At 58.3% G+C, this 21,308-nt stretch carries 25 protein-coding genes, 1 tRNA gene and 1 pseudogene; 8 read left to right on the forward strand and 19 right to left on the reverse strand.

Going from position 1 to position 21,308, the window contains the following annotated elements; genetic code table 11:
- Window positions 1–789, forward strand: a complete 789-nt coding sequence (gene sctT, locus QK296_RS06445; RefSeq protein ID WP_034134420.1) for a type III secretion system export apparatus subunit SctT — start codon at window positions 1–3, stop codon at window positions 787–789.
- On the forward strand, window positions 786–1,883 hold the full coding sequence (gene sctU / locus QK296_RS06450; protein ID WP_003188332.1) for a type III secretion system export apparatus subunit SctU: 1,098 nt from the start codon (window positions 786–788) through the stop codon (window positions 1,881–1,883). Before sctT ends, sctU begins: the two co-directional genes overlap by 4 nt.
- On the opposite strand, the gene QK296_RS06455 is transcribed toward sctU, so the two are convergent.
- The 19 genes from QK296_RS06455 to QK296_RS06545 all read right to left on the reverse strand — a co-directional run bounded on the left by QK296_RS06455 (window position 1,884) and on the right by QK296_RS06545 (window position 16,219).
- On the reverse strand, window positions 1,884–2,249 hold the full coding sequence (locus tag QK296_RS06455; protein WP_003188334.1) for a hypothetical protein: 366 nt from the start codon (window positions 2,247–2,249) through the stop codon (window positions 1,884–1,886).
- Entirely contained in the window at window positions 2,246–2,449 is a 204-nt protein-coding gene (gene hrpT / locus QK296_RS06460; RefSeq protein WP_003188336.1) for an HrpT family type III secretion system protein, read from the reverse strand. The genes QK296_RS06455 and hrpT overlap by 4 nt, the downstream gene beginning before the upstream one ends.
- Window positions 2,446–4,584, reverse strand: a complete 2,139-nt coding sequence (sctC, locus tag QK296_RS06465; RefSeq protein ID WP_282390714.1) for a type III secretion system outer membrane ring subunit SctC — start codon at window positions 4,582–4,584, stop codon at window positions 2,446–2,448. The genes hrpT and sctC overlap by 4 nt, the downstream gene beginning before the upstream one ends.
- A 14-nt stretch (window positions 4,585–4,598) precedes the next feature.
- The gene (locus tag QK296_RS06470) at window positions 4,599–5,003 is read right to left on the reverse strand and encodes a type III secretion system chaperone (protein WP_003188339.1); all 405 of its coding nucleotides are present in this window, start codon (window positions 5,001–5,003) and stop codon (window positions 4,599–4,601) included.
- Window positions 4,990–5,208 (reverse strand): hypothetical protein, encoded by a 219-nt coding sequence (locus QK296_RS06475; protein ID WP_003188341.1) that lies wholly within the window; start codon window positions 5,206–5,208, stop codon window positions 4,990–4,992. The genes QK296_RS06470 and QK296_RS06475 overlap by 14 nt, the downstream gene beginning before the upstream one ends.
- Before the next feature lie 103 nt (window positions 5,209–5,311).
- On the reverse strand, window positions 5,312–5,956 hold the full coding sequence (sctL, locus tag QK296_RS06480) for a type III secretion system stator protein SctL (RefSeq protein WP_338137055.1): 645 nt from the start codon (window positions 5,954–5,956) through the stop codon (window positions 5,312–5,314).
- The gene (locus tag QK296_RS06485; protein WP_169855841.1) at window positions 5,910–6,452 is read right to left on the reverse strand and encodes a type III secretion protein; all 543 of its coding nucleotides are present in this window, start codon (window positions 6,450–6,452) and stop codon (window positions 5,910–5,912) included. Before QK296_RS06485 ends, sctL begins: the two co-directional genes overlap by 47 nt.
- A complete protein-coding gene (gene sctJ / locus QK296_RS06490; protein WP_003188344.1) occupies window positions 6,445–7,233 on the reverse strand; it encodes a type III secretion inner membrane ring lipoprotein SctJ in 789 nt (262 codons plus the stop codon). The genes QK296_RS06485 and sctJ overlap by 8 nt, the downstream gene beginning before the upstream one ends.
- A gap of 6 nt (window positions 7,234–7,239) precedes the next feature.
- A complete protein-coding gene (locus QK296_RS06495; RefSeq protein WP_034134415.1) occupies window positions 7,240–7,602 on the reverse strand; it encodes a hypothetical protein in 363 nt (120 codons plus the stop codon).
- Window positions 7,603–7,652: 50 nt separating this feature from the next.
- The gene (locus QK296_RS06500) at window positions 7,653–7,835 is read right to left on the reverse strand and encodes a type III secretion effector protein (RefSeq protein WP_282390715.1); all 183 of its coding nucleotides are present in this window, start codon (window positions 7,833–7,835) and stop codon (window positions 7,653–7,655) included.
- Window positions 7,836–8,020: 185 nt separating this feature from the next.
- Window positions 8,021–8,938: a sigma 54-interacting transcriptional regulator gene (locus tag QK296_RS06505; RefSeq protein WP_057710687.1), complete on the reverse strand. Its 918-nt coding sequence runs from the start codon at window positions 8,936–8,938 to the stop codon at window positions 8,021–8,023.
- A 370-nt stretch (window positions 8,939–9,308) separates the two neighbouring features.
- The gene (gene ychF, locus QK296_RS06510; RefSeq protein WP_032893664.1) at window positions 9,309–10,409 is read right to left on the reverse strand and encodes a redox-regulated ATPase YchF; all 1,101 of its coding nucleotides are present in this window, start codon (window positions 10,407–10,409) and stop codon (window positions 9,309–9,311) included.
- A 21-nt stretch (window positions 10,410–10,430) separates the two neighbouring features.
- The gene (gene pth / locus QK296_RS06515; RefSeq protein ID WP_003188350.1) at window positions 10,431–11,015 is read right to left on the reverse strand and encodes an aminoacyl-tRNA hydrolase; all 585 of its coding nucleotides are present in this window, start codon (window positions 11,013–11,015) and stop codon (window positions 10,431–10,433) included.
- A 167-nt stretch (window positions 11,016–11,182) separates the two neighbouring features.
- Entirely contained in the window at window positions 11,183–11,782 is a 600-nt protein-coding gene (locus QK296_RS06520; RefSeq protein WP_003188351.1) for a 50S ribosomal protein L25/general stress protein Ctc, read from the reverse strand.
- A 137-nt stretch (window positions 11,783–11,919) separates the two neighbouring features.
- Entirely contained in the window at window positions 11,920–12,861 is a 942-nt protein-coding gene (locus tag QK296_RS06525) for a ribose-phosphate pyrophosphokinase (protein WP_003171603.1), read from the reverse strand.
- A 46-nt stretch (window positions 12,862–12,907) separates the two neighbouring features.
- A tRNA-Gln gene (locus QK296_RS06530) sits at window positions 12,908–12,982 on the reverse strand.
- A gap of 37 nt (window positions 12,983–13,019) precedes the next feature.
- The gene (gene ispE, locus QK296_RS06535) at window positions 13,020–13,823 is read right to left on the reverse strand and encodes a 4-(cytidine 5'-diphospho)-2-C-methyl-D-erythritol kinase (protein WP_282390736.1); all 804 of its coding nucleotides are present in this window, start codon (window positions 13,821–13,823) and stop codon (window positions 13,020–13,022) included.
- 49 nt (window positions 13,824–13,872) lie between these two features.
- Complete coding sequence (gene lolB, locus QK296_RS06540; protein ID WP_032893661.1) at window positions 13,873–14,490, reverse strand: lipoprotein insertase outer membrane protein LolB; 618 nt, start codon at window positions 14,488–14,490, stop codon at window positions 13,873–13,875.
- Window positions 14,491–14,494: 4 nt separating this feature from the next.
- Window positions 14,495–16,219 (reverse strand): tetratricopeptide repeat protein, encoded by a 1,725-nt coding sequence (locus QK296_RS06545; RefSeq protein ID WP_003188355.1) that lies wholly within the window; start codon window positions 16,217–16,219, stop codon window positions 14,495–14,497.
- A 121-nt stretch (window positions 16,220–16,340) separates the two neighbouring features.
- On the opposite strand from QK296_RS06545, the pseudogene QK296_RS06550 reads away from it, so the two are divergent.
- The 6 genes and pseudogenes from QK296_RS06550 to murI all read left to right on the forward strand — a co-directional run.
- Window positions 16,341–16,427: pseudogene (locus tag QK296_RS06550) on the forward strand (outer membrane lipoprotein carrier protein LolA); the annotation flags it as partial.
- A gap of 108 nt (window positions 16,428–16,535) precedes the next feature.
- Entirely contained in the window at window positions 16,536–17,825 is a 1,290-nt protein-coding gene (hemA, locus tag QK296_RS06555) for a glutamyl-tRNA reductase (protein WP_003188356.1), read from the forward strand.
- Window positions 17,822–18,904, forward strand: a complete 1,083-nt coding sequence (gene prfA / locus QK296_RS06560) for a peptide chain release factor 1 (protein ID WP_003188358.1) — start codon at window positions 17,822–17,824, stop codon at window positions 18,902–18,904. The genes hemA and prfA overlap by 4 nt, the downstream gene beginning before the upstream one ends.
- A complete protein-coding gene (gene prmC, locus QK296_RS06565) occupies window positions 18,905–19,735 on the forward strand; it encodes a peptide chain release factor N(5)-glutamine methyltransferase (protein WP_003188360.1) in 831 nt (276 codons plus the stop codon).
- Entirely contained in the window at window positions 19,729–20,484 is a 756-nt protein-coding gene (locus tag QK296_RS06570) for a molybdopterin-synthase adenylyltransferase MoeB (protein ID WP_003188361.1), read from the forward strand. The genes prmC and QK296_RS06570 overlap by 7 nt, the downstream gene beginning before the upstream one ends.
- Complete coding sequence (gene murI, locus QK296_RS06575) at window positions 20,477–21,271, forward strand: glutamate racemase (protein WP_003188362.1); 795 nt, start codon at window positions 20,477–20,479, stop codon at window positions 21,269–21,271. Before QK296_RS06570 ends, murI begins: the two co-directional genes overlap by 8 nt.
- The last annotated feature ends 37 nt before the right edge of the window (window positions 21,272–21,308 follow it).

Below are 21,308 nucleotides of genomic sequence, written 5' to 3' on the forward strand. Positions count from 1 at the left end.
GTGCTGCTATATCTTGAGTATTTGCCCAGCCTGCTGGTCGCCATGGCGCGTATCTACCCCTGTGCCTTCCTCGTGGCGGCATTCTGTTTTCAACATATACGCGGCATGCTGCGGCACAGCATTGTGATGGTCATGGCACTGCTGCCTGCACCTGCCATTCACGTCATGCTGGCGGGCCAGGAATACTCGGCGCTGATGCTCGGTGGGCTGGTCTTCAAAGAGTTGGCCCTGGGATTATTGCTGGGCGTGTTGTTGTCCATGCCGTTCTGGCTGTTCGAGTCGGTTGGGGCGTTGCTGGACAACCAGCGGGGCGCTTTGGCCGGTGGTCAGCTCAACCCCTCGCTTGGTCCAGACGCTACGCCAGCCGGGCACTTGCTCAAGCAATTGGCGATTTTTTTGCTGATGGCCAGCATGGGCCTTGGGGCGTTGACGCAGGTGATCTGGGACAGCTATCTGCTCTGGCCACCGACGGTGTGGTTCCCCCTGCCCGCTGCCGATGGCTTCGATGTATTTGTCGGCCTGCTGGGCGATACCTTCATGCACATGATGCTCTACGCCGCCCCCTTTATTGCAGTGCTGCTGTTGCTGGAGTTCGGCATTGCCCTGCTGGGAGTCTACAGTCAGCAATTGCAAGTGAGTACGCTGGCGCCGCCCCTCAAGAGCCTGGCGGGTATCGGAGTGCTGTTGTTGTATTTTGCGTTGCTGCAGGACCTGATCGTCGGACGCATGGGCTTGCTTAAAGACCTCAAGCACTCCCTGGGCGTGTTTTTCGAGGTCTCGCTGTCATGAGTGATTCGGGGGAAAAGAAGCACCCCGCGTCAGCCAAGAAGCTGCGCGATCAGCGTAAGAAAGGCCAAGTCGCCCAAAGCCAGGATGTGGGTAAGCTGCTGGTGCTGACAGCCATCAGCGAAATCGCCTTGTTCACCGCCGAAAGCAGCTTGCAACGTTTCCAGCAGTTGATGCTGCTGCCGATCTCGCGCCTGTCCTTGCCTTTCCCGCAGGCGCTGGAAGAAGTGATGGTCGAAGGCTTGATGTTGTTTTTCTCCTTCGCCCTGCTGATGGCCGCGGTGGCGATTATCACGAAGCTGGTCAGCAGCTGGATGCAGTTCGGGATTCTGTTCGCACCGGACTCCTTGAAGCTCGACTTCAATCGTCTGAACCCGCTCAGCCAACTCAAGCAAATGTTCTCTGTCCAGTCGGTAATGAACCTGTTGATGAGCATCGTCAAGGCAACACTGCTGGGCCTGATCCTGTACGTGGTGATCTGGCCTTCCCTGGGGGTGTTGATCAATATGGCCAGCAGCGATCTGCAAAGCTACATCCTGGGATTGATCGCCCTGTTCCGCTATCTGCTGCATGCCTGTCTTGGGTTATTGCTGGTGCTGGCGCTTATCGACCTGGCGATGCAGAAGTACTTCTTTGCCAAGCGCATGCGCATGACCCAGGTCGAGGTCGTGAAAGAGTACAAGGACATGGAGGGCGATCCCCACGTGAAGGGGCAGCGCCGCGCCCTGGCGCAGCAATTGGCCCAGGAGGAGCCGAAGGTCAAGCTGCCCAAGCTGGAGGAGTCCGATATGCTGGTGGTCAACCCGACGCACTTTGCCGTGGCCTTGTATTACCGCCCCGGTGAAACGCCGCTGCCCCTGCTGGTGAGCAAAGGGACTGATGACGACGCCCGTGCGTTGATTGCTCGCGCCAAAGCGGCCGATGTACCGGTGATCCAGTGCGTGTGGTTGGCCCGTACGCTGTATACGAACAAGCTGGGGGCGACCATTCCTCGTGAAACTCTGCAGGCCGTGGCATTGATCTACCGCACCCTGCGCGAGCTTGATGATGAGGCCAAGCGTGAAACCCTGGAATTGCCGGAGCTTGATCTGCGTTGATCAGCCCCGGGTACGCGCATCCAGGGTTTCAAGGTTGGCCAACGACAACATTCGGCTGAGGAGGCTGTTGAGCAGGTTGCGCTGTGGAGGCAGTGCATGCCAGATCACCAGGGCGTCCTGTGCGTCAATGTAGATAAAGCAGCCATCGAATGCCACGGCTTGCTCGAAACGCCGCTCCAGCACGTTCTGCAATTGTGAAGCTTGCAGTGCCTCGCGAGCCACGTGCAGGGCCAGACCCTGACGGGTTCCGGCTTGCAGGCTGCTGGCCGTTACCCCCGGGCCAAGTTTCAGGTGAGCGGCAGAGCCGCCCACCAGGCTGTCGAGGAAGACCTGGCGTTCATCGGCCGGGGTTCCGTGGGCGCTCATCGTTCCAGCGACACTGTCTGATAGTCCGGACGTTCTCCGGCTGGGCCGGGTTCGACGCGCATTTGTGGCGGCCACCAGATCACCAGCTTGTCCTTGGTCGATTGCGGACGTGAGCAGGAGTCGCCCTTGCAGGTGGGCGTGCAGCCGGCGACAAGCAGCGCCGCGCCGATCAGGGTGACGTACAGCAAGCGATGTTTCATGGCTTGGCCTTTTGGGTTGGAGTGATCAGGGAGGGACGAGGCACGCTGATGTGTTCATCCTTGACCACCGGTCGCATGGCGATAAACACTTCTGCTTCCTCGCCCGGCTTGAGCCAGGCGCGCGGCCAGACACTCACGGCCAGGGTTTGCGACGTACTGCATTCCTTTTCGTCGATACGCACATTGCGGTTGAACTGATTGCGCAGCACCACCACGGCTACGTTGTACTGCGGGCCGGCGTACCATTGGCTGCGCTCGGTGTTCAGCGCCAGCAGGCTGCGGGTGCTGCACAAGGTGTTCAACCCCAGGGGCATCGGCGCTACCTTGAAGGCTTTGGGCACTTGCCCGGTGACCAGGTGCGCCAGGGTACTGATAATGTCGCTGCGCTTGATCTCCGGCTGGTGAGGGTTATAGCGCCTGGCCAGGGGGGTAAGAGCGGCCTGCAATTCGACCTGGTCTGCCTGGGGCAGGTAACGTGACGGGTCGGCCTGGTCGCCGATGACGCGTGGTGTGAGGATAAATAGACGTTCGCGCCGATTGTTCTGTCGTTCAGTCGAGGAAAACAACGCCTTGCCCAATAGAGGAATATCACCCAGCAGGGGGACCTTGCTGTGCTTGTCGGTGCTTTCGGTGACGTGGAAACCACCGACCACGAGCGAGCGTTTTTCGGCCATGATGGCTTGAGTGCTGACTTTGCCTCGGCGTACATCGAAGCTGCCGGGAGTAGGGTTGGCCTCTTCGAAGTTACCGTCCTCGATATCTACCAACAGCTGAATCTGATGGCCACCACGGCTCGTGATGACGCGGGGCACGACCTGGAAGCTGGTACCCACGGTGATCGGTAAAATCGTAGCGTTCTGCCGACCGCGAGTCAGGTATTGGGTCCGGTTGAAATCAATTACCGCAGGCTGGTTTTCCAGGGTCAGGACTGATGGATTGGACACCATGGTTGCCAGGCCCTTGGCTTCCAGCGCGCGTATCTCCGCGTCGAAACGACCGCGGTTTTCAATGGTCAGTTGAGCGTTGCCGGAAATCATGTTGGCTGCGCCACTGAAGCGACTGTTCTGAAAGCCCCATCTCACCCCGAACTCACGCAGTTGCGTGCGCTCGATGTCGAGGATGATGGCATCGATTTCCACCAGTTTGCGTGCCACGTCGAGTTGAGTGATCAGTTCGCGATACATGGCCTGCCGTTCCGGCACGTCATAAATCAGGATGGCGTTATTGCGCAAGTCGGCTTCGACGCGGATACGGGCTGGGCTGACCGGGGCCCGCGGTGTGATTGACATGCCCGTATCGGTCGAGCCGTTCAGCCCGGTTGTCGCGGTGGAGCCGAGCATTTGCCCCAGCAACGGGTTGCTCAAGCGTGGAACCACGGGCGTAATGAACGCGGGTTGGGTGATGGAGCGTTGAGCCTGTGCCGAAAACGTCGAGGTTGAGCGCGGTTCCAGAAGCCCTCGTAGCATGGTGGCTACACCGGGGATGGTGATTTTTTCGTTGCGGTATTCCATTTGGCGGTCCGCCGCGCTGGCGAACTTCAGTGGGTAGCTCAACACGCTCTGTTTTTCATCCGCGGAACGGCGCTGGCTGCTGAAACGCTTGATCTGTTCGATGTAAACTTTCGGGCCGGAGACCAGCACAACACCGTCTTCCGGCAACTCGCCCCAGCCGAAACGACTGTCGAGCAAGCCTATATCGGTCAGCGCTTGCTTGAGGTCCGCGATGGTCTCGGAAGAGACTTCCAGGCGTGCGGATTCTTGCTGGTCCAGGGTGCTGATATAAAGGGTGTTGTTGTACATGTACCATTGGAAGCGGTGCTCAACCCCCAGCCGGTCGAGCAATGACTGTGGCGTATTAGCGCGTATCTTGCCGTTGACGTTACCTTCGAGCAGCCCCTCGACCTGGAGCTGAGTACCAAATGTCTGGGCAAAATCTTCCAGCACTTCGCGCACTGGTTTGTGCTGGGCTTCATAAGCGTAGGCCGTGTTTTTCCATTCGGCAGGGATTGCTGCCAGCGCGCTATCCAGTGGCAGCAGCCACCCAGGCAGCATGATGAGCCAACACCAGGCGGCGCGGTGGGTCGAAGCAGGTACGTGAGGGCGCAAGCGTTTGTGCTTGTCTTTTTTGTCAGGCATGGGAAAGTCTCTGATTAGTGCGGTATCGAGCGCAGCGACGTGGGTATGAATGTGCGTACAGACCGCGCCTGGCGCGCGACGATGGCACGCCAGGTATCGCGTTGGTTGAGAAGGGATTCGAGACACTTCGCCAGCTGTTCGCCGTTCCCCATCGCCACACATTGAATAAGCCAAAGCGCACCGGTGGACGGCGCTAATGCAACTGCGCCGTGAAAATAGCTCAGGCTGGGGCCTCCCAGACGCATCCAGGTGCGCAGATGGGCTTTGTCTTCGCCCGCTTTGGTCAACTGGACCTTTACCAGCAGTCTGTTCGAAACGCGTTGAACGATGATTTCGTCTTCGTTCTCAAACAAAGTGAGCTGCTCTTCGTGGCCATTCAGCCAACTGGTAAGGAGTGCTCGCAACTTACTGCACGCCATCCAGCGCTGTTTTGAGCAGCGTATGCCTGGAGCGCGTATGTTCGTTTAGCGCGATGATAGAGAGCTTTTGTTGTTTCATGAGGTCGCCGAAGTATTCGATATCCGCATCGAGCGCAATCGGATCTTTATAGGCTGTATTGACTCGCTTGATATCAGCCTGAACTTGCTTCAGTAGATGGTTTTTCAGGTTTCCGTGAAAGTCCATGATTTTTACTCCAGATGTGTCTGAACTGTGTGGCGGGTTGTTTGCCACCAGTTCCATCGGCAGACATTTTTTTAAAGATATCGCCTGCCTCTACCGCTATGTCCTACTCGCCTGTAAACAATATTTCTCGCATCGAGGCCCAGTCGATACGAAAATCGCCTTCATCTGTTTCCAGTAGCAGTGATTGAGGTTTGATCTGGTCATCGGGGCGAAGCTTCCAGGGTGTAGAGCCCAACCGGGCCAAGGCTTGGGCTATCTGCTCATGCTCGTGCGGGTGGCAAACCAAGGTTGCCTTGATAGGTGGAATTTGCGTCGCTACCAACTGTTTGACCAATGCCGAAAGACGCTTTGGGGGCGGCACTTCTTCCAACAGGCAGTGGAAGGCTCGGCTGGCAATGGATGTTGCGTAGTGTTCGAGGCTGTCACACATTGTCTGGCGTTGGCGCTCCCACGCGCTGAGTTGCGCATGGGCACGTGACCAGAAGTCGAGGCGGGCCTGCTCGAGCATTTCTTCGCGATGCTCAGCCGCCTGGCGCAGCAACTCTTCAGCTTGGGCCTGTGCGCTACCCAGCAACTGCGCGGACTGAACGCACTCGGCGAGCATCTCCCGGGTAATCATTACTTTTGGCTGCCCGCAAGCGCCGTTGTGCAATTCGATTTTGCGTAGGGTCAACATAGACAATTGCTCTGGCTTGTTGCAGTTAACGACGAGTTGTTTCGCTGCCCGTTGCTTCGATACGCCAGACAATCGCCTGCCACAGCGTATTGAGCCGGCCATGCGCGTCGTCGAGTGGCAGGTGAGTGGTTTCAAGCGCCTGCACCCGGTCAGGGGGCAAGCGCAGCCGAAGACGTTGCCAGACAGCAGGCTCAACCCAGGCCCTCAGCAATTGCAGTGGATCATTCTCCGGCTGCAACAGCGCGTCAGGGTGCAGCGCCTTGGCGAGGCGCTCACACCACTTGCGGTGTTCATCGTACAAGGGGCTGTCGACGTTGGGATGGCACGTAAGCTCCAGTAGCGCTATCGCCAGATCGAACTGCTCCCGTGAAGCCAGGGCCAAACCAAGCACCGTTGCACGGGGAGGGGGAGGCAGGCACGGCTCGATGCCCAACGCTGCACACGCCAGCGCGGGTTGGCTGCGACACAAGGCGGGTAATGCATGGTAAGCCTGAGCGCTGGTCGCATCCGGGTGCGAAAACTGCCACGGACTGGCCCACCATTGGGCCCAGGCCAGATGATCACTCATTCGGTAGATGCGCTGGGGCGACAGGTTCCTGCCTTGATCGTTGGCCTCGTATGCGCCAGAACAGCGCAGCGACGAGCGTCAGTATCGCGCCGATAACCAACAAGCTGACAGTGGTACGCCAAAAACCGATGTCTTCCTCGGGGACCAGGAACGGACCGAAATAGCTCAGGCGTTGCTGCTCTTGGTAAGCCGCTGCCGGCACAAAAACCACCGTGAGCTTCTGCGCGTTATCCAATGCAGTGGTCATGCCGGGAATACTACTGGATACCATCCTGCGTACGCGCGCCCGGATGCTGTCGGGTTCCAGTCGCGGGTCGTGCTTGATGAACACCGAGGCGGAGGCGGGTTGGACGGGTTCACCGGGAGCCACGCGTTCGGGCAGCACCACGTGTACACGAGCGACGATGACGCCATCGATGTTTGACAGCGTAGCCTCCAACTCCTGGGACAGGGCGTAGATATACCGGGCACGCTCTTCCAACGGGGTAGAGATGACACCCTCCTTGCGGAAGGTGTCACCCATCGTGGCACGGGCGACCTTGGGTAATCCGACCGCTTCCAGTGTGCGAACGGCGCGGCTGATATCGGCTGCATTGACACGCACCACGACGCCGTCCTTGGCAGGTACTTTTTGCGCGCGTATGTGTTTGTCAGCCAGTTCCGCGATGACCTCATTGGCATCCTGCTCGGAGAGTTGGCGATGCAGTTCGACACTTTCGCCGCAGCCGCCCAGTATCAGCGTCAGCGAGAAAACTAATCCGATGGATAGAAAACGAATCATTTTTTCCTACTGTAGGTTACTGACTTTTTCTAGGCATTGAGCGCCCTTGCCGACGCACTTCACTAGGGTTTGGGTCAGCAGTACGGAGTCTGAAAGATGAGAGGCATAGTTGACCCGACTTTTCTCTTTGAACTCATTGTTGAAGTCCTTGAGGCCTCGACTCATGCCATTTTTCGCCTTGTCCAAATGCTGCAAAGCGTCGGTCAGGGCATTCGATGATGACGTGGCGGTAGCCCGTTGCATCGAGGGTTCCAATAACGAGCTGAAAAAGCTTACATCTTCGCCGTGGTGCGTAGGTTGGGCAGGGGGCCTGCGGGCTGTGAGGCCGTTCTGATATTCGCGTAATACATCGAATTCTTTTATCTGCATATAGACCTCTTGGGGAACCGCCCTTTGGTGACAAAGAGCGGTAATGCTATTTAGCGTATCGCGTCGATGTTCTTTTTCTGCTCAGAGATCTTGAAGGCCTCAATACTGTCCTTCAGGGATTGGCGAGCCGCTGCTTTCCTTTCTTGTTTAAGGTCTTCGTTTTCGCCGCCGCCGCCGCCGGAGCTTTGGACAGGGGGTAGATAGGTTTGTGCGTTAACGCCAGAAATATTCATAGTGATACTCCAATATCTAAGAAATGATGTCTGAGTCTTGATATATTGTTGCAATATTGTTGCTTCCAATAGGCACTAAATATATCAGGCTCATCCTTATGTGGTTCCGGGGCGAATATGGTTCCAGCTTTTACTTGAAGGGTGTGTCTGGAAATTTCTTCGGTGGCTGTGGACTGCGCTGCGGGCTACTGTATGTCTAGTTGTTTCATGCGATAGTAAAGCGTTCTCTTCGCCATCCCCAACTCTGCAGCCACGTCGTCCACACAATAGGTATGACGACGCAACGACTCTTCAATCAGAGCTTTCTCGATTTGTTGCAGGCGTTCTTTCAGGTTGATTGGCTCGTTTGTAACGTTCGAGGGTGAGCTTGATAACGGCACCAGGCCCAGCACAAAACGTTTGGCAGTGGAGCGCAGCTCACGCACATTCCCCAGCCAAGGGTGGCACAGCAACTGTTGGACCAGCTCGCTGCACAGGTTTGGGGCGAGACACTTATAGTGCTCGGCTTCCTCTTGAATCATATTCAGGAACAACGGGACGATTCGGTCACGGCGATTGCGCAGCGGAGGCAGATTGATATTTACGACGTTAAGGCGGAAATACAGGTCGCGCCTGAACCTTCCCTGCTCGACCATCTCATGCAGGGATTGCTGCGCAGAGGCGATGACTCGCATGTCTACCGGGATAAACCGGGTTGAGCCCAGCCGTTCCACACCCCTTGATTCCAGTACCCGTAGCAGTTTGGCTTGCATGGAGAGCGGCATACTGTCGATTTCATCCAGATACAAGGTACCCAGATGGGCGGCTTCGATAAAACCCGCACGTGATTGCACTGCTCCGGTATAGGCGCCGCTGTTGACGCCGAACAGTTGGCTCTCTGCGAGGCTTTCCGGGATGGCGGCGCAGTTCACGGCGACAAAATGACCTCGTCGTCCCGACAAACGATGGATCCGTTGGGCCAAGGTATCCTTGCCCGTCCCCGTCTCTCCTAATAATAAAATGTCGATATCGAGCGCCGCAGTACTCTTGAGCGTATGCTCGATGTCCAAGGCTTCAACAGAGGGGAGGTATGTCTCATTTGTTATTTTGTAAGAGGCTGACATAGTCCGGGTACTCCACTATCGCTATCACTTCACTGTTGATAGAACGCTGTTGGCGTACGGCCAGTAGAACGCAAATAATCAAAAATGTCATCGTGGCTGTGAGTATGAAAATGCTGCGGGAGAATGTGTGAAAGATTAACTATGTCAGCGCGCTGTATTATTCAAGTGCTTTAGTGTCGGTTATTGAGCGTTTAGTGTAGGAGAAGACTTAAGGGTTGAGGGATTCATCGTTCAAATGGATCGCCGGATCTGGATGATTAAGGTTTCTATGTAGAGGGACTTTAGTTGAGTGGTAGATAGAAATAGGAGGCAACAAAAAACCGACGCAATGCGTCGGTTTCTTGTATAGGGCAGGGTGTTCAGCTAACGCTTATACGTTGAAGCGGAAGTGCATCACATCGCCGTCTTTAACAATGTAGTCCTTGCCTTCCAAGCGCCATTTACCAGCTTCCTTGGCACCGGCTTCACCCTTGAACTGGATGAAGTCGTTGTAGGCGATCACTTCGGCGCGGATGAAGCCTTTTTCGAAGTCGGTGTGGATCACGCCGGCGGCCTGTGGCGCGGTGGCACCGACCTTGACGGTCCAGGCGCGAACTTCTTCGACACCGGCTGTGAAGTAGGTCTGCAGGTTGAGCATTTCGTAGCCGGCGCGGATCACGCGGTTCAGGCCAGGCTCTTCCAGGCCTAGGGCCTCGAGGAACATGTCCTTTTCTTCGCCGTCGTCGAGCTCGGCGATTTCCGCTTCGATCTTGTTGCACACCGGAACAACGATGGCGCCTTCTTCGTCGGCAATGGCCTTGACCACGTCGAGCAGCGGGTTGTTCTCGAAGCCGTCTTCGGCAACGTTGGCGATGTACATCACAGGCTTGGTGGTCAGCAGGTGGAAGCCCTTGATCACGGCCTTCTCGTCTGCGCCCATGTTCTTCATCAGGCTGCGCGCCGGCTTGCCTTCGGTGAAGTGCGCGATCAGTTGCTCCAGCAGGCCTTTCTGGACCACTGCATCCTTGTCGCCGCCCTTGGCGTTACGTGCGACTTTTTGCAGTTGCTTCTCGCAGCTGTCGAGGTCGGCGAAGATCAGTTCCAGGTCGATGATCTCGATGTCGCGCTTGGGGTCGACGCTGTTGGAGACGTGAATCACGTTCTCGTCTTCAAAGCAGCGGACCACGTGGGCGATGGCATCGGTTTCGCGGATGTTGGCCAGAAACTTGTTGCCCAAGCCTTCACCTTTCGAGGCGCCGGCAACCAGGCCTGCGATGTCGACGAACTCCATGGTGGTCGGCAGGATGCGCTTGGGATTGACGATGGCCGACAGTGCGTCAAGACGCGGGTCCGGCATCGGCACAATGCCGCTGTTGGGTTCGATGGTGCAGAAGGGGAAGTTCTCCGCCGCAATACCGGACTTGGTCAGGGCGTTGAACAGGGTGGATTTGCCGACGTTGGGCAGGCCGACGATGCCGCAATTGAATCCCATGGTGTTTCCCCTCGGTAAGAGTCAGGCCTTCTGGCTGTGCAGGTTTTTCATCGCACGGTTCCATTCACCGGCGAAGATATCCGGCAGCACGCCGAGGGCAAAATCGATGCTGGCATCGAGTTTTTCCTGTTCGGCGCGTGGCGCACGACCCAGGACGAAATTTGAAACCATACTGGCAACGCCTGGATGGCCAATGCCGAGCCGCAGACGGTAAAAATTATTCTGATTACCCAACTGCGCGATGATGTCGCGCAGGCCATTGTGCCCACCATGCCCGCCGCCGAGCTTGAGCTTGGCTACACCGGGTGGCAGGTCCAGTTCGTCATGGGCCACCAGGATTTCTTCGGGTTTGATCCGGAAGAAGCCCGCAAGCGCCGCGACAGCCTGGCCGCTGCGGTTCATGTAGGTGGTGGGAATCAGTAGACGAACATCCTGACCCTGGTGCGAGAAGCGCCCGGTCAGGCCAAAATATTTGCGATCGGCCACTAGGTTGATGCCTTGGGCGTGGGCGATGCGCTCAACAAAAAGGGCCCCCGCGTTATGCCGGGTCTGTTCGTATTCGGCGCCTGGATTTCCCAGGCCAACGATCAGTTTAATGGCAGTCACGACAGGGGCCCTTCCTTTGAAGTTGTGGATAACATCGCCGTACCCAGGTGCGGCGAAAGTGGACGACACTACATCATTTACTCAAGAGTAAACGCCGCGTTATCGCCCGCTTTCTCGCTACGTTTCGGTCCGCGATGTTTCCTCAAGCTCCGGCAATACAGAGTGAATTACTCTGCAGCGCCTTCTTCAGCTTCTTCTGGAGCAACGCGTGGAGCGTGAACGTTGGCAACAGCTTTGTCATCACCGTGAGCCAGTGCAACAAACTCAACGCCTTTAGGAGCCTTGAGGTCGGACAGGTGAACGATGGCGCCGATTTCCAGAGCCGACAGGTCGACTTCGATGAACTCAGGCAGGTCTTTTGGCAGGCAGGTCACTTCGATTTCGTTCAGGACGTGAGAGATCTCGCCGCCTTTCTTGACCGGAGCTTCTTCACCTACAAAGTGCACAGGCACGATGGCGGTCAGTTTTTGGCCAGCAACAACGCGAACGAAGTCAGCGTGCATGATGAACTGCTTGGAAGGGTGACGCTGCATCGCTTTAACGATGACGTTCTGCTTGGCGCCGTCGACGTTCAGCTCGATAACGTGGCTGTAGGCAGCTTCGTTTTCGAACAGCTTGGCGATTTCCTTGGCCAGGATGGTCACGGATTCAGCAGGCTTGTTACCACCGTAGACAACGGCTGGGATGTTGGCGGCGTGACGCAGGCGGCGGCTCGCACCTTTCCCCAGGTCAGTACGCGCTTGGGCGTTCAGAGTAAATTCGTTCATGTTGTATCTCCAAAATAGCCATCATCGAGGGGCGTTTGCGACCAGCGCCGAACTCGATATGGGCAAAAAAGCCCCGCCCCAGCGGAATGCTGGGGCGGGGCGCTTTTCGTCAGTGAGGTGATCCGTTGGTTTGACCCTTAACGGAACATCGCGCTGATCGATTCTTCATTGCTGATGCGGCGAACCGCTTCGGCAACGACCGGTGCAATATCCAGTTGACGGATACGTGCACAGGCTTGAGCTGCGGCGGACAACGGGATGGTGTTGGTCACCACCAGTTCGTCCAGCACGGAGTTCTCGATGTTCTCGATCGCTCGGCCCGACAGCACAGGGTGTGTGCAGTAGGCGAAGACTTTTGCTGCACCGTGCTCTTTCAAGGCTTTCGCCGCGTGGCACAGGGTGCCGGCGGTGTCGACCATGTCATCAACCAGAATACAGGTACGCCCTTCGACATCACCGATGATATGCATCACTTCAGAGTGATTGGCTTTCTCACGGCGTTTGTCGATGATCCCGAGGTCCACGCCCAGGGATTTGGCAACAGCCCGTGCACGCACGACGCCGCCAATGTCCGGGGACACGATCATCAGGTTTTCAAAGCGCTGGTCTTCGATGTCATCCACCAGAACGGGGGAGCCGTAGATGTTATCTACCGGAATATCGAAGAACCCCTGGATTTGGTCAGCGTGCAGGTCAACCGTGAGCACACGGTCGATACCTACCACGGTCAGCATGTCAGCAACGACTTTCGCGCTGATAGCCACACGAGCGGAACGCGGACGGCGATCCTGACGGGCATAACCAAAGTAAGGGATTACAGCTGTGATTCGAGTCGCTGAGGAGCGGCGGAAGGCATCAGCCATCACGACGAGTTCCATCAGGTTATCGTTGGTCGGAGCGCAGGTCGGCTGAATAATGAAGACGTCTTTACCGCGGACATTTTCATTGATCTCGGCTGTAATTTCGCCGTCGGAGAATTTACCGACAGAGATGTCACCGAGAGGGATATGCAGCTGACGTACGACACGTCGAGCCAGATCGGGGTTGGCATTCCCCGTAAAGACCATCATCTTGGACACGCGCAGTACCTAGAGGCTGAGGGTAACCTGGATGAGTATTAGAAAATGGCAGGGGCGGCTGGATTCGAACCAACGCATGGCAGGATCAAAACCTGCTGCCTTACCGCTTGGCGACGCCCCTGTATCTGTTGCAACGAGTGCCTAACACTCGGTTCCTTTTAGAGCAGACTTTGCAGCTTGCGATGCAACATCGAAACGTTGCTTCCTTTTGCTACAAACCCTGTAAGGGTCTCTGTAAGAAGGGCCGAGACTTTATCAGCTTCAGCTTTGCTTGGGAAGCCCCCAAACACACAACTTCCAGTGCCGGTTAATTTTGCTTCGGTAAATTTACCTAACAAATTCAAAGCGTTACGTACCTCTGGATAACGCCTTGCTACAACCGGTAAGCAGTCATTTCGACTGTTTCCCTTGGGAACGGGGCGCACTTTAATGGGAGAAGAGTTACGTGTCAACAACGGATCTGAAAAAATTTCTGCTGTACTTACAGATACTTGCGGCACCAGCACGACATACCAAGGTTCTTCGGGCTCTACAGGGGTGAGTTTCTCCCCAACGCCTTCAGCAAATGCGGCGTGCCCACGCACGAAAACCGGGACGTCGGCGCCCAGCGTAAGGCCCAGCGCAGCAAGGCGGTCGTGGTTCCAGCCCAGTTGCCATAAGTGATTGAGGCCCAGCAAGGTGGTGGCGGCATTTGAACTGCCGCCGCCGATGCCACCGCCCATGGGCAGGATTTTGTCGATCCAGATATCAATGCCAAGTGGGCAGCCGGATTGTGCCTGAAGTTTTTTGGCTGCCCGCACAATCAGATTGCTGTCGTGGGGCACGCCGTCGAATTCGGTGTGCAGTTGGATTACGCCATCCTCACGCACGGCAAAGGTCAGCTCATCGCCGTAGTCGAGAAACTGAAACAGCGTCTGCAACTCGTGGTAGCCATCTTCACGACGGCCAAGGATGTGCAGCATCAGGTTGAGCTTGGCCGGGGAGGGCAGGGTCAATTTTTGTGCGGACACGTTATTGCCCCAGCTTGCGCGGTTGCCAGTCCTTGATCACCAGCGTGACGTCAAGGTCGGTGCCATGCAGCTTGATACGTTCTGGAAGCCAGTAGCCGCTTTGTTCCACATAGCTCAAATATTCGACCTGCCAGCCATCCTGCTCCAGTGTGGCGAGGCGGCTGTCGCCATTGAGGCTCAGACGGCTCTTGCTGTCCGGCGCCGGCAAGCCGCGCACCCACCAGACCAAATGCGAGACAGGCAACTTCCAGCCAATCTGCTGCTCCAGCAGTTCTTCCGGGGAGGTTGCCTCATAGCGGCCCTGGTTGGCCACTTCCAGGCTCACTTGACCCGGCCGGCCAGTCAGGCGGGCTGCACCACGGCCCAGGGGGCCCGAGAGGCGAATGTCGTAGTAGTCCTGGCGCTGCAGCCAGAACAGGGTGCCGCTGCCGGAGTCTTTCGGCGCGCGCACCCCGACCTTGCCCTCGATCTGCCAGCCATCGATGCTGCTGAGTTGGTCCTTGTGTTGTTTCCATTGGGCCGGGTTGCCCTGGCCTTCAACGGATTCACGGCTGCCGATGCCCGCGCAACCGGCGAGCAGGGCGATGAAGCTGAAAACAATAACGTGGCGCAAGAACATAAATTTAAAGGGTCTCGGATCCGGTCAGGCGCTTGATGGTGCTGCGCAGGATAGGGCTATCGGGTTGTTCCTTGAGGAATTTTTCCCAGATTTGTCGGGCTTCGCGCTGCTTGCCATTGGCCCAGAGCACTTCGCCCAGGTGCGCGGCAACTTCCTGGTCCGGGAAACGCTCCAGTGCCTGGCGCAGCAAGCGCTCGGCCTCGTCGAGGTTGCCCAGGCGGTAATTCACCCAGCCCAGGCTATCGAGCACGGCCGGGTCTTCAGGGTTGAGCGCATGAGCCTGTTCGATCAGCACCTTGGCTTCGGCGTAGCGTGTAGTGCGGTCGGACAAGGTATAACCCAGGGCGTTAAGGGCCATGGCGTTGTCCGGGTCACGCTTGATGATCAGGCGCAGGTCTTTTTCCAGCTGCGCCAGGTCATTGCGTTTTTCTGCCTGCATGGCGCGGGTGTACAGCAGGTTCAAATCGTCGGGGTATTGCAGCAACGCCTGTTGCAACAGTTTCCAGGCGCGTTCGCCCTGTTTGTTGGCCGATAAGGTCTCGGCCTGGATCAGGTACAGCTGGATCGCGTAGTCCGGTTCGGCATCGCGGGCCGCGGCCAGGCGTTTTTCCGCTTCGTCGGTGCGGCCGTTGCTCATCAGGATATCGGCCTGGCGCAACTGTGCTGGCAGATAATCATTGCCGGGCCCGACCTGGGCATATTCAAGCAGGGCCGCTTGCGGGTCGTTGCGCTCTTCAGCGATGCGGCCCAGGTTCAGATGCGCCGAGTCCACATGGCTGTCACGTTCGATCAGCTCTTGCAGGTAGCCCTTGGCCTCGTCCCATGCCTTGGCTTCCAGGCACACCAATGCCAGGGAATAACGCAGTTCGTCGTCGTCCGGGTATTGCTGGACCAGGTTGGCGAACTGCACTTTGGCGTCTTCCATCCGGTCCTGCTCAACCAGCATGCGTGCATAGGTCAGGAGCAGGCGCTTGTCGCCGGGGTATTTCTTGATGCTTTTTTCCAGCAGCGGAATCGCTTCCTTGCCGCGGTTAAGGCTTTGCAGCAGGCGTGCGCGCAACAGGATCGGCGCGATTTCGCCTTCTTCCGGCGGGTTCTGTTCCAGCAGCTTGAGCGCGGCGTCAGCTTCATCGTCCTGTTGCAGCAGCAGGGCCTTGCCGAAAATCAACTGACTGTTCTTAGGGTGCTTTTGCAGCAGGCGATCGAAACTCTTCATCAGGCCATTGCGCGTGTCCTGGTCGGTGTCGGCGGCCGACAGCGCGAGAAAGTCAAAATGCGTGTCGCCCTTGCCCTGCAAAACTTTCTCCATATAGACCATGGAGTCGTCATAGCGCCCGGCACGCGCCAATTGCACGGCCGCGGCGCGTTGGGCTTCCAGATCATCCGGCGCGTTTTTGGCCCAGATCAGCGAGGTGTCCAGCGCTGCCTGGTCGGCGCCCAGGTATTCGGCGATGCGAAACGCTCGCTCGGAAATCCCCGGGTCCTGGGTATTGATGGCCTGGGTCACGTAATTATCCAGCGCAATATCGAAGCGATTGCGCTGGCCGGCCAGTTCAGCGGTCAGCAGGCTGTAGATCGTTTCTTCACTGAACGAGGAATAAACCTTGGGCTTTTCAGGGGCGGGAGTGCTGTCTTCCACCGGCGACGTAGCGTCCGGCGACACGGGGGCCATGGCCTGGCAGCCGCTGAGGAAGACAAAAGCGAGGAGCAACGCGGAAGATCTATTCATATAGGAAGAGGACGACTAACCTGCGGTCGGATCATCATGACACAAGCCTTCGGCCAAACATAACCGGGGCACTCGGAATACGACTATTGCTGCCTTTTGCCTTTCCTTTGTAGGAGCGAGCTTGCTCGCGAAAATCGTTAACGATAATGCGGGACGCCTGGCGCTCAGCGGCGCTCTCAGGTTTTTCGCGAGCAAGCTCGCTCCTACAAAAGTGCATTGATAGGCATAAGGTATAGGGACAATAGACGACGGTGGTTGTTCTGGATCTTTCGAAGTAGGACAATTGTCGGCTTCCCGACATCATCAGCGATATTGAATGGCCTTCCTCGCACTCGGTATTAACCACAAGACTGCCTCCGTAGACGTGCGCGAGCGCGTGGCGTTTACGCCAGAGCAGTTGGTTGAGGCCCTGCAGCAGCTCTGCCGGCTCACCGACAGCCGCGAAGCTGCGATCCTTTCGACCTGCAATCGCAGCGAGCTCTATATAGAGCAGGAACATCTCTCGGCGGATGTGGTGCTGCGCTGGCTGGCCGATTATCACCATTTGAGCCTCGATGACCTGCGCGCCAGCGCTTATGTGCATGAAGAGGATGCGGCAGTTCGTCACATGATGCGCGTGGCGGCTGGTCTCGACTCGCTGGTATTGGGCGAACCGCAGATCCTCGGCCAGATGAAGTCCGCCTACGCCGTGGCGCGCGAGGCCGGCACCGTCGGCCCCTTGCTGGGCCGCCTGTTCCAGGCCACCTTCAATTCCGCCAAGCAAGTGCGCACCGATACGGCCATCGGCGAAAACCCGGTGTCCGTGGCCTTTGCCGCCGTGAGCCTGGCCAAGCAGATCTTCAGCGACTTGCAGCGCAGCCAGGCCTTGCTGATCGGCGCCGGGGAAACCATTACCCTGGTGGCCCGTCACCTGCACGATCTTGGCGTGAAGCGCATCGTGGTTGCCAACCGCACCCTGGAGCGCGCCAGCATTCTGGCCGAGCAGTTCGGTGCGCATGCGGTGCTGCTGTCGGACATTCCCGCTGAACTGGTACGCAGTGATATCGTCATCAGTTCCACCGCCAGCCAATTGCCGATTCTGGGCAAGGGCGCGGTCGAGAGCGCGTTGAAGCTGCGCAAGCACAAGCCGATCTTCATGGTGGATATCGCCGTTCCTCGGGATATCGAGCCCGAAGTCGGCGAGTTGGACGACGTTTACCTCTATAGCGTCGATGATCTGCATGAAGTCGTCGCCGAAAACCTCAAGAGCCGTCAGGGCGCCGCCCAGGCCGCCGAGGAAATGGTCAGCACCGGCGCCGAAGATTTCATGGTGCGCCTGCGTGAACTGGCGGCAGTGGATGTGCTCAAGGCGTATCGTCAGCAGGGTGAACGCCTGCGTGATGAAGAGTTGCTCAAGGCCCAGCGCATGCTGGCCAACGGCAGCGGCGCCGAAGAGGTGCTGATGCAATTGGCCCGTGGCCTGACCAACAAGCTGCTTCACGCCCCTAGCGTTCAGTTGAAAAAGCTTACCGCCGAAGGCCGCCTCGATGCGCTGGCCATGGCCCAGGAACTCTTTGCCCTCGGTGAGGGCGCGTCAGACAGCTCTTCGGATAAAAAACCGCAATGAAAGCGTCACTGCTCAATAAACTGGACGTGCTCCAGGACCGTTTCGAAGAACTGACCGCCTTGCTCGGCGATGGCGAGGTCATTTCCGATCAAACCAAATTCCGTGCTTATTCTAAGGAATACGCCGAAGTTGAGCCCATTGTGGCCACCTATAAAAACCTACTGAAAGTCCAGGCCGACCTTGAAGGCGCCCAGGCCCTGCTCAAGGACAGCGACCCGGACATGCGCGAAATGGCCGTGGAAGAAGTCCGCGAAGCCAAGGAAAAACTCGCTGAGCTTGAGGGTGACCTGCAACGCATGTTGCTGCCCAAGGACCCTAACGACGGGCGCAACGTGTTCCTTGAAATCCGTGCCGGCACCGGTGGCGACGAGGCGGCGATTTTCTCCGGCGACCTGTTCCGCATGTATTCGCGCTATGCCGAGCGTCGCGGCTGGCGCGTGGAGATCCTCTCCGAGAACGAGGGCGAGCACGGCGGCTATAAAGAAGTCATCGCCCGGGTCGAAGGCGACAACGTCTACGGCAAGCTGAAGTTCGAGTCCGGTGCGCACCGCGTACAGCGGGTGCCGGCCACCGAATCCCAAGGCCGTATCCATACCTCGGCGTGCACCGTCGCCGTGTTGCCTGAGCCGGACGAGCAGGAAGCCATCGAGATCAACCCGGCGGATTTGCGCGTCGACACCTACCGCTCATCCGGCGCGGGTGGCCAGCACGTTAACAAGACCGACTCGGCGATCCGTATCACTCACTTGCCGTCGGGCATTGTGGTGGAGTGCCAGGAAGAACGTTCCCAGCACAAGAACCGTGCGCGGGCCATGTCCTGGTTGTCGGCCAAGTTGAACGACCAGCAGACCAGCGCCGCGGCCAACGCGATTGCCAGCGAACGCAAGCTGCTGGTGGGCTCCGGCGACCGCTCCGAGCGTATCCGCACCTACAACTTTGCCCAGGGCCGGGTTACCGACCATCGGGTCAACCTCACCCTGTACTCCCTCGACGAAATCCTTGCCGGTGGCGTGGATGCGGTGATCGAGCCGTTGCTCGCCGAATACCAGGCCGATCAACTGGCGGCGATAGGTGACTAAATGACCATCATTGCCAGCCTGCTGCGCGCCGCTGACCTGCCCGACTCGCCGACAGCGCGCCTGGACGTGGAGTTGCTGCTGGCCGCTGCCCTGGGTAAATCGCGCAGCTACCTGCATACCTGGCCGGAAAAGATCGTCAGCAGCGAAGATGCCCTGACGTTTGCCAGCTACCTGCAGCGCCGCCGCAGCGGCGAGCCGGTGGCGTATATCCTCGGCCAACAAGGTTTCTGGAAACTCGACCTTGAAGTGGCGCCGCACACCCTGATCCCGCGCCCGGAAACCGAACTGCTGGTGGAGGCCGCCCTGGAATTGCTGCCCGCCACGCCCGCCCAGGTCCTGGACCTGGGCACCGGCAGCGGCGCCATCGCCTTGGCCTTGGCCAGCGAGCGCCCGGCCTGGCAGGTCACGGCGGTCGACCGCGTGCTGGAGGCCGTGGCCCTGGCCGAGCGCAATCGCCAACGCCTGCACCTTCATAACGCCACGGTGCTGAGCAGCCATTGGTTCAGCGCCCTGCAAGGCCATCGCTTCGACCTGATTATCAGCAACCCGCCCTACATTGCCGACAATGACCCGCACCTGGTGGCCGGCGATGTGCGCTTCGAACCGGCCAGTGCGCTGGTGGCGGGGCACGATGGCCTGGACGATTTGCGCTTGATCATTGCAGAGTCTCCTGCCCACCTGAACGACGGCGGCTGGCTGTTGCTCGAACACGGTTACGACCAGGCCCAGGCCGTGCGCGACTTGTTGCTGAACCAGGGCTTTGAAGGCGTACACAGCCGCATCGACCTCGGCGGTCACGAACGCATCACCTTGGGGCGCCGCCCGTGCTGACCGACCAGGAGCTGTTGCGCTATAGCCGGCAGATTCTGTTGCAGCACGTCGACATCGAAGGCCAATTACGCCTGAAACAGAGCCGCGCGTTGATCGTCGGCCTGGGTGGCCTGGGCGCTCCGGTGGCGCTTTACCTGGCCGCTGCCGGTGTGGGCGAGTTGCACCTGGCGGACTTTGACACGGTCGATTTGACCAACCTGCAACGCCAGATCATCCATGACACTGACAGCGTGGGGCAGACCAAGGTCGATTCGGCCATGGGGCGCTTGAGGGCGATCAACCCTGACGTCACCTTGGTCGCCCATCGTGCTGCGCTGGATGCCGACTCGCTGGCCGCTGCGGTCAACGCAGTGGACCTGGTGCTCGATTGCAGCGACAACTTCTCTACCCGCGAGGCGGTCAACGCGGCCTGCGTAACCGCTGGCAAACCGTTGATCAGTGGCGCGGCCATTCGCCTTGAGGGGCAATTGTCGGTATTCGATTCCCGTCGCGCCGACAGCCCCTGTTACCACTGTTTGTATGGGCACGGCAGCGACACTGAACTGACCTGCAGCGAAGCCGGCGTCGTCGGGCCGTTGGTGGGGGTGGTTGGCAGCCTGCAAGCGTTGGAAGCCTTGAAACTGCTGGCCGGTTTTGGTGAGCCGTTGGTGGGGCGCCTATTGTTGATCGATGCGCTGACCACGCGTTTTCGTGAGTTGCGCGTCAAGCGCGACCCTGGCTGCAGCGTCTGCGGAACACAACATGGTTAAGGGCGCGCCTATCGGTGTGTTCGATTCCGGCATCGGCGGCCTCACGGTGCTGGAAGAAATTCAGCAATTATTGCCCCGCGAGTCACTGCTGTACGTGGCTGACTGCGGGCACATTCCCTATGGCGAGAAAACCCCGGCGTTCATTCTCGAGCGTTCTCGCTCGGTCGCTGAGTTTTTCCGCGAGCGGGGCGCCAAGGCGTTCGTGATTGCCTGTAACACGGCAACCGTCGCCGCCGTCGCCGATTTGCGCCAGGACTACCCCGACTGGCCATTGGTCGGCATGGAGCCTGCGGTCAAACCTGCTGCTGCTGCCACGCGCAGCGGTGTGGTGGGTGTGCTTGCCACCACCGGCACCCTGCAAAGCGCCAAGTTCGCCGCCTTGCTCGATCGCTTCGCCACCGATGTGCGAGTGATTACCCAGCCGTGCCCAGGCCTGGTGGAGTTGATTGAAGCTGGCGACCTGAATAGCCCCGCCTTGAGCGCCCTGCTGCAAGGCTATATCGAGCCGCTGCTCAGCGCTGGTTGCGACACCATCATCCTGGGTTGTACTCACTATCCTTTCCTCAAGCCACTCCTGGCGCAGATGCTGCCCCCCAGCATCATCCTCATTGATACCGGCGCCGCCGTGGCGCGCCAGCTCAAGCGCTTGCTCGGTGAGCGCGACCTGCTGGCCGTTGGCGAACCTGAACCTGCACAGTTCTGGACCAGCGGCGATCGGTGTCACCTAAGAAATATCCTACCGACACTTTGGAAACATCCTGGAGTTGTGCGAAGCTTTGGCTCGTGAAAATTTCGTGAAATAACACTGAAAAAAGCTGAACTTC

The organism is Pseudomonas sp. AL10, assembly GCF_029960685.1.
Classification (GTDB): domain Bacteria; phylum Pseudomonadota; class Gammaproteobacteria; order Pseudomonadales; family Pseudomonadaceae; genus Aquipseudomonas; species Aquipseudomonas lactis.